The organism is Hanamia caeni, assembly GCF_003721595.1.
Lineage (GTDB): Bacteria > Bacteroidota > Bacteroidia > Chitinophagales > Chitinophagaceae > Ginsengibacter > Ginsengibacter caeni.
In genome coordinates, this window is the sequence record NZ_RJJR01000004.1 from 47,379 (window position 1) to 58,503 (window position 11,125).

Sequence of the window (11,125 nt, forward strand, 5' to 3'; positions counted from 1 at the left end):
ATAAAGTTTTAGAATGAGAATTTATAGACCTGTTTGGTTATTTATCGTATGCATTTTTTCATCGGGAATTATGATGGGACAAACCATTCCCAAAGATGAATTGATATTTCTTACTTCGCAATGGAAAGGGGATCGTTTTGCTGATGGAAGACCAAAAGTGGCTGACGATTTATTAATAAGAGCCAAAAATATAGGCATTGATGATGCATGGACCGTTTTGAAAAATTTGGGTTATACCAACCAGTTTGAAGGCGGATGGAAAACAGTAAACGACAGTATCAAAGTGGTTGGCAGGGTAGTTACAGCCATGTATTTACCATCCCGTCCAGATGTGGAAAAGGAAATTAAAGAGCGTGGAGTGGCGCAAGGCAGAAAGGGGAATACCAATTCGTGGCCTATTGATGTGCTTACCAAAGGCGATGTGTATGTGGCAGATGGTTTTGGAAAGATTGCCGGAGGCACACTCATTGGCAGCACCCTGGGCAATTCCATTTACAGCAAATCAGGAAATGGGGTGATTTTTAATGGCTCCGCACGTGATTTGGAAGGCCTTTCAGAAATCAAAGGCTTTAATGCTTTTGTACGTGATTTTCATCCTTCCTTTCTTGAAAACATGGTGCTTATGGGGTTGAACACGCCTATCCGGATTGGCCAGGCTATTGTAATGCCTGGCGACCTTGTAATTGCCGACCGCGAAGGCGTGCTTTTTATTCCGGCCCATCTTGCCGACCAGGTCATCAGCACTGCCGAATTCGTGACATTGAAAGATAAATTCGGGTTTGAAATGGTCAAAACAAATCAATATTCCACCGGGCAAATCGATAGCCAGTGGACTGACCAGATTAAAACTGATTTTCTGAATTGGCTCAAAAAGCATCCTGAACTGGGCAAAATGACCAGGGCTGATTTAGATAAAGTGATGAGCCAGCGTACCTGGTAAACTGCTGGCTGCAATTTTTAATTCTTCATATAAAACAAGAACTCAAAACTATTTAAAAAAGCTATGGCAAAATTATTACCCAAAAAGCGCTGGTATCGCCTGATTCCGATAGTTTTTATTACCTACAGCCTTGCTTATCTGGACAGGGCCAATTTTGGATTTGCCTTAGCCGGCGGCATGGCCGAAGATTTAAATATTACCGCAGCCATGTCTTCTTTGCTGGGTTCCTTATTTTTTCTGGGTTACTTTTTTTTCCAAATTCCCGGAGCGTTGTATGCTGCCAATAAAAGCGCCAAAAAGCTGATATTCTGGTCGTTAATTTTGTGGGGTGCTTTGGCGATGGCGACGGGTATGGTGCATAATGTGGATTTATTAATTGCCATCCGTTTTTTATTGGGTGTAGTGGAAAGCGCGGTAATGCCTGCCATGCTCATATTTCTTTCCCGTTGGTTTACCAAAACGGAAAGGTCGAGAGCCAATACCTTTCTTATCCTCGGTAACCCGGTTACTATTCTTTGGATGTCTATTCTTTCAGGCCACCTGGTTGGCACATTGGGCTGGCGATGGATGTTTATTATTGAAGGTGCACCGGGAATCGTTTGGGCATTTTTTTGGTGGTACCTGGTAAATGATAAAGTGAAAGACGCCAAATGGCTTTCTGAATCGCAAAAAAATGATGTGGAAGAACAATTGGCGCTGGAACAACAAAGCATCAAACCCGTAAAAAATTACGGCGAAGCGTTCAAGTCGAAAATAGTGATTCTGTTGTGCCTTCAGTATGCGCTATGGAGTATCGGCGTGTATGGATTTGTAATGTGGCTGCCTTCCATCATCAATGAAGCGCCAAATATGAATATTGAAACTACAGGGTGGCTGTCGGCAGTTCCTTATATTCTTGCCATCGTAGCCATGTTAGCCACTTCTCATTTTTCTGATAAAACATTAAACAGGAAGGATTTTATCTGGCCTTTTCTTTTGGTAGGCGCCGTCGCTTTTTATGCTTCGTATCTTGTCGGACCCGGTAATTTCTGGCTTTCCTTTACCCTGCTTGTCATTGCCGGTGGCGCGATGTATGCCCCGTATGGTCCTTTTTTCGCTATCATCACTGAGGTATTGCCAAAGAATGTTTCAGGCGGCGCCATCGCTTTGATAAACAGTTTTGGCGCCTTGGGTTCCTTTTTGGGCGCATACCTCGTAGGCTACCTGAACGGCGCTACCGGCAGCTTCAGCGCTTCTTATATTTTTATGGCAGGCTCTTTATTTCTCGCTGCTATTCTTACGATAATGGCTTTAAAAAATGCCCATAAATCTGTAATTGCAACACATTTACAAGAAGAAAGCATAATGGTTCCGGCAAAATGAATCTGATTGATAATGCACATCTTTTTAACCGACAATAAATAAATTATGATAATAGACAGTTTAACGAATGTTGCAAAATATTTTTGTGTAAACCCATATTTCGAAAGAGCCTTTCAATACATTCAATCCCAAAATTTAGAAACCCTGGAGCCGGGCACTTATGTTATTGAAGAAAATATTTTAAAGGCGATTGTTTCCGATAAACCTGGAAAAAGCAGTGAAGAGTCTTTGAGCAAATTTGAATGCCATAATAAATTTATCGACATCCAGCTTTGTATAAAGGGAAATGAAGAAATCGGATGGAAACCTCGTCAATCGTGCTCTCAGCCGAAAGATGCTTATAACGCTGACAAGGATGTAACATTTTATAGTGATGCGCCCGACATGTTTTTTCAATTAACCAATGGCCAGTTTGCTATCTTTTTTCCGGAAGATGTGCATGCACCGATGATAGGCGAAGGAAACATCAAGAAAATGGTAATCAAAGTTGCTATTTGATTGCGCATCCATTAAAAGCAGCAATTCATTTTTGGCTTGATTCATTTTAAAAAAATTATCTGTACAAAATATAAATCAGGCTTAAAAGATGGTTTACTGGAGGGTTTGTGTTAATTTTTTTTCAAAAGAAATTGATAACCGCTTACACTCAAATATTTCTTGTTTTCTGATAAAATGGTAACAATGCGCGGTAAATTATTTTCAGTCATAATTTTATTTTTATCAGTTATTTTCTTAAGCTGCAGCCATCATTTATCCCAGTCCGGTCAAAAGTTGTCATGGCAGGAAAATTTTAATCAAACTTCTTTTGATGAAACCAAATGGTCAAAAATTCCGCGCGGAAAAAGCGACTGGGACAGGAATATGAGCGATGTTGATTCATGTTACGACATGCGCGACGGAAAGCTCATCCTGAGAGGATTTAAAAATAAATATTTGCCTGATGACACCGCCCAATTCTTAACCGGCGGCCTTTTTACGAAAGGTAAAGTCTCTTTTGGTTTTGGAAAGATAGAGATAAGAGCGAAGCTTAATGGCGCACGCGGGGCATGGCCGGCTTTCTGGATGCTTCCCGAAAATGCAGGCTGGCCCAATGGCGGTGAAATTGATATTATGGAAAGGCTGAACTCTGATTCTATCGCTTACCAGACCGTCCATTCAAATTATACCCATAATCTCAAAATAAAAAATCCCAAACCCGGCGCTACCGGAAAAATTAATCCTTCCGAATTCAATACGTATGGGGTTGCTAAATATCCTGATAGCCTCGTTTTTTTTATCAATGGGCAAAAAACATTTACTTATCCCCGCATCAGGACTGATAAAGACGGGCAGTTCCCTTTCAGCGAACATAAATATTATCTTCTCCTGGATATGCAATTGGGCGGCTCATGGGTAGGCAAAGTGAATCCGGATGACCTTCCGGTAGAAATGGAAATAGATTGGGTAAGATTTTATGAATTTAAAGGAAACCGGTAATGGAATTTTAATTTCTGGTTTTCGGTTGCTATTCGAAACTGCAATAAGTTTTTTCAAATATGAAAAGAAGAAATTTTATTGAGCTTATTACTTTAGCGGGAGGCGTCTTCGCATCGGGCACAGCCTTTTCAAATGATGTTTATTCGCAAATGGTAACTGAAAGCTTTGGTAGCAAAGAAAGAACTTATGAAGCAGATGTAATTATTGTCGGAGCGGGCCTCGGCGGTTTCGCCGCAGCGATGGCAGCCTTGAGAAATGGGCTATCCGTAGTGCTTACAGAAGAAACGGATTGGATAGGCGGCCAACTGACGCAGCAGGGTTTGAGCTGCCCGGATGAACATCCCTGGATTGAAACCCATGGCGCTACCCAAATGTATCGTGATTTCAGAACTGCTGTGCGCGAATATTATGTAAAAAATTATCCGTTGACGGATTCGGCCCGCAAAACAAAATACCTGAATCCCGGCAGTGGATTGGTTTCGCGATTATGTTTTGAACCTCGTGTAGCGCTCTCCGTTATGTATGCGATGATGGCGCCTTATCTTAGCTCGCGTAAGCTCACGCTTCTTTTGCAACACAAAATAACCGGTGCAGAGGTAGCGGGCGATAAAGTTGTTGCACTAAAAGCAAAAAATACATCAACCGGTTTAAAGGAAATCATTTTAAAAGCGCCACAATTTATTGATGCTACTGAATTAGGCGATTTGCTTCCGCTTACAGGAACTGAATATGTTACCGGCGCAGAATCCCGGAAAGAAACCAATGAATTGCATGCGCCTGAAAAAGCCGATGCGAAAAATATCCAGGCATATACATATTGCCTGGTAATGGATTATGTTCCCGAAAGCAATCAAATAATTGAAAAACCTGCCCAATATGATTATTGGAAAAATTTTATTCCTGAGGTAAGCCCACCGTGGCCGGGGAAATTATTGAGCCTTTCCTATTCTAATCCTTCCACACTTCAGCCAAAATCTCTTGCCTTCAACCCGGTAAATTTGCCGACAGATGGCGTACTTAATCTTTTTAATTATCGCCGTATTATCAACCCGGATAATTTTGCGGCTGGCACGTATAATGGTGGCATGACTATAGTTAACTGGCCACAGAACGATTTTTTGACAGGGAATCTTATTGATGTTTCAGATAAAGAATTTGAAAAGAATATCCAAAATTCAAAACAGTTAAGCCTTTCGCTGTTTTACTGGTTGCAAACTGAAGCGCCCCGCCGAGATGGAGGCGCAGGCTGGCCGGGGCTTCGTTTGCGTGGAGACATTTATCGCACAGAAGACGGCATGGCCAAATATCCATACATACGCGAGTCAAGGCGCATAAAAGCCGTGTTTACCATCCTTGAAGAACACGTCGGCAAAGCCAACCGTGAAATGGTCGCAGGAAAAACTGATGGCAAAGTGGCTGCTGATTTTTTTGACAGCGTGGGCACGGGTTATTATCATATCGATTTGCACCCCACCAATTCAGGAAATAATTACATTGATTTTGATTCGTTGCCCTTTCAAATTCCACTCGGAGCGTTGTTGCCGGTCAGGATGACAAATTTATTTCCTGCAAATAAAAATATCGGAACCACGCATCTTACCAATGGCTGCTATCGCCTTCACCCTGTGGAGTGGAGCATTGGCGAGGCCGTAGGAATGCTCGTTTCTTTCGCAAAAAATAAAAAGATAATGCCTCATGCGGTGCGCGAAAACAAAGATTTGCTCGGAGACTTTCAAAAATTTATCCGGTCACAAGGATTAGAAACTCATTGGCCAAAAGCGGCTATGTGGTGGAACATTCAACCTGTTAGTTGAACTTGCGAAATAAAAAATCATCCTAAAAGTTTGTTTACTACACTTTAGAATTAATTCTTTGTTTAATCATTTCGCGATAGCCATTTCATTTGAATTTAAATAAGCCAATATTAGTTTCAGGCGAAAACGAAATGTGAACAATGAAATAACAATTCCTTCTGTTCTTATCTTTGCCAACTTATGGCAAATGAACTAAATAATTTCAGCGATATCATTGCGCATTGCAAAGAGTATGGATATATTTTTCCATCCAGCGAAATATATGATGGATTAAGCGCAGTGTACGATTACGGGCAAAATGGCGCCCAGCTTAAAAAGAACATTCGTGACTATTGGTGGAAAAGCATGACCCAACTTCATGATAATATTGTGGGGATTGATGCGGCAATTTTCATGCATCCGCTAACATGGAAGGCCAGCGGCCACGTTGATAATTTCAGCGATCCGATGATTGATAATAAAGACAGCAAAAAGCGGTATCGCGTAGATCACCTGATAGAATCACACGCAGAAAAGCTGGCGCTGGAAGGTAGGAAAGAAGAAGAATTTGCTTTGCTAAAAGCCATGGACGAACTGCTTGCCAAAGACGATTTTGATGGATTGAAAAAATTAATTGACGAAAACGAAATAACCTGTTCCATAAGCGAAACCAGCAACTGGACCGACATTCGCCAGTTCAACCTGATGTTTGATACTCAACTTGGCAGCGTTTCCGGCGAGTCTGATAAAATTTACCTGCGGCCTGAAACTGCCCAGGGCATTTTTGTAAATTTTTTGAATGTACAGAAAACCGGCAGAATGAAAATTCCATTTGGCATTGCCCAAACCGGTAAAGCTTTCAGAAACGAAATTGTAGCAAGGCAGTTTATTTTTCGCATGCGCGAATTTGAGCAAATGGAAATGCAGTTCTTCGTTCGCCCCGGCACAGAGATGCAATGGTACGAATACTGGAAAGCAGAAAGATTAAAATGGCACCAAAGCCTTGGGCTTCCCGCGGAAAAGTTACGTTATCATGATCATACAAAACTTGCGCATTATGCAAATGCCGCAGTGGATATTGAGTTTGAATTTCCTTTTGGATTTAAAGAACTGGAAGGTATTCATTCAAGAACTGATTTCGATTTGAAATCGCACCAGGAGCTGAGCAAAAAGAAATTGCAGTATTATGATAACGACCTCAATGAAGAAGGGAAGCCGTATGGAAATTATATTCCTTACGTAGTGGAAACGTCAGTGGGCCTTGATCGCTTGTTTTTAACCATCATCAGTATGGCGTATGCAGAAGAAAAATGGATCAAAGAAGATGGAACTGAAGACAGCCGCGTGGTATTGCGCATTCCGCCAAAAATTGCCCCTTACAAATTAGCCATTCTTCCTTTGGTGAAAAAAGATGGTTTACCGGATATTGCCAGGGAGCTATTACATGAATGCGAACAAAGCTTTTATACCTTTTATGAAGAGAAAGATAGTATTGGCAAGCGTTACAGGCGTATGGATGCCATCGGAACTCCGTTTTGTGTAACCATCGATCATCAAACTAAGGAAGACAACACCGCTACCGTTCGCGACAGAGATTCGATGAAGCAGCAAAGGATTCTGTTGACGGAAGTAAAAGATTTTATTGTAAATAAAATAACAGGTTAGATTGCAACGTTTTTTGATTAATGAGTGTCTTGAAACAAAAAACCTTTATGAAAAGAATTACCATTCTAATTGTCTTTGCAATAGCATCCCTTGCATGTTTTGCCCAGGATAATGAACCGCATGTCATTACCAATAAAAGTTTTTATGCCGAGATAGGCGGCCCCGGCATTTTATTTTCGGCCAATTATGATTCAAGATTTAATAAGACTCCCTTTGGATTTGGAGGAAGAGTAGGCCTTGGATTTGTTTCCGCCGATGAGAGCGATTATATGAACGGGAATTACACTTTTAAAAGAAGTACTGCGCTTACGCTTCCTGTTCAACTGAACTATATATTTGGCCAAACAAATTCTGTAAATGCGTTTGAAGTTGGATTTGGTTTCACGTATGTAAGCAAACAATTGGATATCTTTAATTTTTATGACAAGAAAGGCCCCAATTTGTATGGTACAGCAGCTTTTATGTACAGGCGCGTGCCGGTGAACGGTGGCTTTTCCTGGAGGATAGGGTTTACTCCATTGGTAGGAAACGGAAATGTCCAGGCCTCCGGCGGAGCCAGCGTAGGGTATAACTTTTAAAAAATTTTCAGGCTGAGAAGAAATCCCTACTGCTGCTGTTTTTTCTTATCCCGGAAAAATTCTACAACGCTTTTAAGAAATATCCCGATGGCCATTCCGCAAACCAGGAGGCTTACAATCTGAACGGCTCTTATATTTTGCGAGCCTTCTTCCCTGTAAAAGTTATAGAAGGATAAAACAATAATTACCAGGGAAATAATGATGGGCCTTGTTTTTGGATTTCTCATAACATAATTTTTTCAAAATAAATTAGCCATACGATTCCAGGTGAATGGCTTTTCTATCGTAGCCCAAATCACTTATTTTTTTTCGTGCATCGTCAATCATAAACTTCCACCCGCATAGGTAAAAATAAGCTGGCTTTACTTGTTGAATTTCTTCACAAACCTGGATATTTTTACGACAAATGTCCTCGTACAGTGTGTGAACGTACCCGGTGTGGCCATCCCATGGCTCGCGGCTTAGCGTAGGCATAAAATGAAATCCCTCCAAATCTTTTGCAAGGGCCTTCATTTCCTCAAAATAAAGAAGGTCTTTTTGCGTGCGGCATCCGAAAAGCAGGTATAAATTCTGATGTGGTACATTATGCAGTTTAATATAGTTGAGCATACTTCTGAAAGGCGCGATGCCTGTACCGGTGCATATAAAAAAAAGATCGCGGTCTATCTCTTCTGGCAAGGTAAACATTCCAAGAGCACCCCGCAAGGTAAGCTGAGAACCAACTTTAATTTCATTAAATAAATAAGTAGTGCCGAGGCCGCCTTCAAGCAACACAATCAACAATTCGAAAACGGCGCTGCCATCAGGCCAACTGGCTATAGAGTAACTCCGCCATCTTTTGTTGGCCTTTTCATGTATGGGAAGATCGAGCGTAACAAACTGCCCTGCTTTAAAATCAAAAGAAGTTTCTCCATCTACTTTAATAAAAAACCTTTTGGTATTATAAGTTTCATCTTCAATACGAACAACAGTGCCGGTACGCCAAACTGGTGGTGCCATCTGTTTTTTTTGGGAAAATACAAACCTTATTTTACATAAAGAATTAATTAGCTAAGTATTTTTCCGCCAGGCGCTTTATTAAAACCGCAGCATTAATCCTGCCGAGGGAACAATTACCGTTTTTGTATAATCCTGTCCATACTGAAAATTACAATTGACAATGATGGAAACGGCTGATACATTAAAATTAAACCCAACGGTGGTGGAATTGTATTTCAGATAAGTGGTTTCAAAATTAACCCCATCATCAGATACAAGCGTTTGCTTATTAAAAATCTGTTGCCCTACGCCGGTGCTTACGCGAAAAACTTCGCCAATCAACAAGCCGCCTTCGATATTGTATACATTATTAGCAGAATTTTGATCGATTGCAGTCGTAATGTATTTCTGATCTTCAAAAATCTGTTTTACGGTTTCATCATTGTTCATCCCAAAGCTTCCAAATCCGGCAATCATAGTGCGACGGCCGCTTTGGCTGCGGGCGATGGTTAATCCCAGCATGCCGTTGATTTGCCAGTTCAGCCGGTCGCTCTGGTATTTATCAAAATTTTGATTGCCGGGCCCGTAATAATAATTAGCGGCTGCTCCCAGCGAAACAGCTATTCCGCTGCTTCTTGAATCATTCCGATCGCCGGTATTTCTATAATTATTCTGAGCTTTTGCCGAAAAAGCTGCTATGCAAAAAAGGAAAAGTAATGTGTTTTTCATAATAAAAAATTTAAGAGGTCATTGTTTATAACGCGTATGAAATGCCCACCTTTATTGCGGAAAGGCCAACGCCGGCGTCAAAATATACCTGGAATTCTTTGTTCAGATAATATTCGAGTCCTGCCCTTGCTATGATACCAATTCCGGTGGAGCGCGTTCCTGATTTTACCAAAATGGTCTGTGTATTATCATTGGTAAATGATATTTTATTTTCTGAATGCAAATTGGAGCTCGTAATCCCCGGGCCCAAAAGAATATACGGTTGTAGCTGTGACGTTGGGTCTAAAAAATAATACCGGCCATATACGTATAAGCCGAAAATATTTTCTTTTATCCTGATATCATTATTGGTACTGTCGTAAGTGCTGAATTTTTGGTCCGAGAAATTATGAGTGCCAAAACCGAGCAGGATTCCCAACTGCACATTGCTATTAAAAGGTACTTCGTAGCCAAAGGTGAGTGTGGGAAAGCTTGCCGAAGTGGAATAATCGCTTTTATTTTTCAACTTTGAAAAGCTTCTTAAAAAACCCAGGCCAACCGTTATTTTTCCATTGTCGAAGCTGATCGGGTTGGCGCTTCTTTTTTGCTCATTTTCATAATGACGCCGCGGTGGAATTTGCCCTTGCGGTACGGGCTGCGCCGCTCGTCCGTTAATATAATCTTTTACCTGGTTTCTATAACTGATTACATATACTTCATACCTGGGAATAGTATAAACCGGCCCATCGGGAATGTCTGTTCTTTGATAAGAAATATAATAAGGGGCCACTTCTTTGACAAGGCCATAAACTATATCTCCATTCATTTTTACAATCACATCAAAACCGGCATTATGTTTCACAGGCTGTGGGGCTTGAATCCTCGTTGTATCTTCCTGGGCATAAGCTTTTTCTGTTACAAACGATATGGCCAGTAAAAAAACAAACAGGAAAGATTTATATTTTGGGGGTAAAAAATACTTCATTATTTAATTTTTAGTATTTAAGATCTTTGATAATTCCGTTTAAAATGTTCAACTTTTGCGTAGTATCCCGCGAATTGCAAAGGGTCATTTGAAAGCTACCGGTTATAATCCTTTCGTCGGGCTTTTGCTTTTCTATCTGCAGGATATCGTTTTGCAAATCTTCTGCACAAAGATTATACACTTCAAGATTTTTTTTATCCGTCATGTCCACTATTTGCACACCCCCCAGGCCTCTTTCCACCGTATAATCTGATTTATATAACCCCACCAGTTGCTGGCCATCAGCAAGGTCAAAGTTGATGGTGAGTTGATACGTGTGGCCTGAATCATCTTTCCCGCTTCCCGTCAAAACATACCGGTCATAGAATTGCGCAGGAAGGGAAGTATCCTGCGGATATTCCACCACTTTTGACGGTTGGGTAAGCGTATAGCCATCTGCCTTCCACGAATTGCCAGGGCTAAGGTTAAATTTAAGTAAAGGAGACCTGATTATCTGAACGGTAGTCTGGTCAGATGTGCAACTGAAAAATGAAAATGATACAAGAAGAAGTAAGGGGTAAAATATTTTATTCATAGTAGTTTTAAGGGGGTCAGGATAATCTTTTTTTTTCTATCAATAATAATACCGATAATCGGCTTG

At 40.9% G+C, this 11,125-nt stretch carries 12 protein-coding genes; 7 read left to right on the forward strand and 5 right to left on the reverse strand.

From position 1 onward, the window contains the following. The first annotated feature begins 13 nt into the window (after positions 1–13). The 7 genes from EFY79_RS06220 to EFY79_RS06250 all read left to right on the forward strand — a co-directional run bounded on the left by EFY79_RS06220 (position 14) and on the right by EFY79_RS06250 (position 7,814). Positions 14–940: an RraA family protein gene (locus EFY79_RS06220; RefSeq protein WP_123119828.1), complete on the forward strand. Its 927-nt coding sequence runs from the start codon at positions 14–16 to the stop codon at positions 938–940. Positions 941–1,003: 63 nt separating this feature from the next. Further along, positions 1,004–2,302 (forward strand): MFS transporter, encoded by a 1,299-nt coding sequence (locus tag EFY79_RS06225; RefSeq protein WP_123119829.1) that lies wholly within the window; start codon positions 1,004–1,006, stop codon positions 2,300–2,302. Between the two features lie 45 nt (positions 2,303–2,347). Then, positions 2,348–2,800, forward strand: a complete 453-nt coding sequence (locus EFY79_RS06230) for a YhcH/YjgK/YiaL family protein (protein ID WP_123119830.1) — start codon at positions 2,348–2,350, stop codon at positions 2,798–2,800. 183 nt (positions 2,801–2,983) lie between these two features. Next, positions 2,984–3,778: a glycoside hydrolase family 16 protein gene (locus tag EFY79_RS06235; RefSeq protein WP_123119831.1), complete on the forward strand. Its 795-nt coding sequence runs from the start codon at positions 2,984–2,986 to the stop codon at positions 3,776–3,778. 59 nt (positions 3,779–3,837) lie between these two features. Then, entirely contained in the window at positions 3,838–5,592 is a 1,755-nt protein-coding gene (locus tag EFY79_RS06240) for an FAD-dependent oxidoreductase (RefSeq protein WP_123119832.1), read from the forward strand. Positions 5,593–5,772: 180 nt separating this feature from the next. Next, positions 5,773–7,236: a glycine--tRNA ligase gene (locus tag EFY79_RS06245; RefSeq protein WP_123119833.1), complete on the forward strand. Its 1,464-nt coding sequence runs from the start codon at positions 5,773–5,775 to the stop codon at positions 7,234–7,236. Positions 7,237–7,283: 47 nt separating this feature from the next. Continuing rightward, entirely contained in the window at positions 7,284–7,814 is a 531-nt protein-coding gene (locus EFY79_RS06250; RefSeq protein ID WP_148041865.1) for a hypothetical protein, read from the forward strand. Positions 7,815–7,840: 26 nt separating this feature from the next. Here the strand turns inward: EFY79_RS06250 and EFY79_RS06255 are convergent, their stop codons facing one another. The 5 genes from EFY79_RS06255 to EFY79_RS06275 all read right to left on the reverse strand — a co-directional run bounded on the left by EFY79_RS06255 (position 7,841) and on the right by EFY79_RS06275 (position 11,059). Next, positions 7,841–8,041 carry a hypothetical protein gene (locus EFY79_RS06255; RefSeq protein WP_123119835.1) on the reverse strand — a complete coding sequence of 67 codons (201 nt, stop codon included), beginning with the start codon at positions 8,039–8,041 and terminating at the stop codon, positions 7,841–7,843. Positions 8,042–8,063: 22 nt separating this feature from the next. Next, on the reverse strand, positions 8,064–8,813 hold the full coding sequence (locus tag EFY79_RS06260; protein ID WP_123119836.1) for a ferredoxin--NADP reductase: 750 nt from the start codon (positions 8,811–8,813) through the stop codon (positions 8,064–8,066). 78 nt (positions 8,814–8,891) lie between these two features. Beyond that, the gene (locus EFY79_RS06265) at positions 8,892–9,521 is read right to left on the reverse strand and encodes a hypothetical protein (protein ID WP_123119837.1); all 630 of its coding nucleotides are present in this window, start codon (positions 9,519–9,521) and stop codon (positions 8,892–8,894) included. A gap of 25 nt (positions 9,522–9,546) precedes the next feature. Beyond that, positions 9,547–10,485 carry an outer membrane beta-barrel protein gene (locus EFY79_RS06270; RefSeq protein WP_123119838.1) on the reverse strand — a complete coding sequence of 313 codons (939 nt, stop codon included), beginning with the start codon at positions 10,483–10,485 and terminating at the stop codon, positions 9,547–9,549. Positions 10,486–10,495: 10 nt separating this feature from the next. After that, positions 10,496–11,059 carry a hypothetical protein gene (locus EFY79_RS06275; RefSeq protein ID WP_123119839.1) on the reverse strand — a complete coding sequence of 188 codons (564 nt, stop codon included), beginning with the start codon at positions 11,057–11,059 and terminating at the stop codon, positions 10,496–10,498. Positions 11,060–11,125 lie beyond the last annotated feature (66 nt).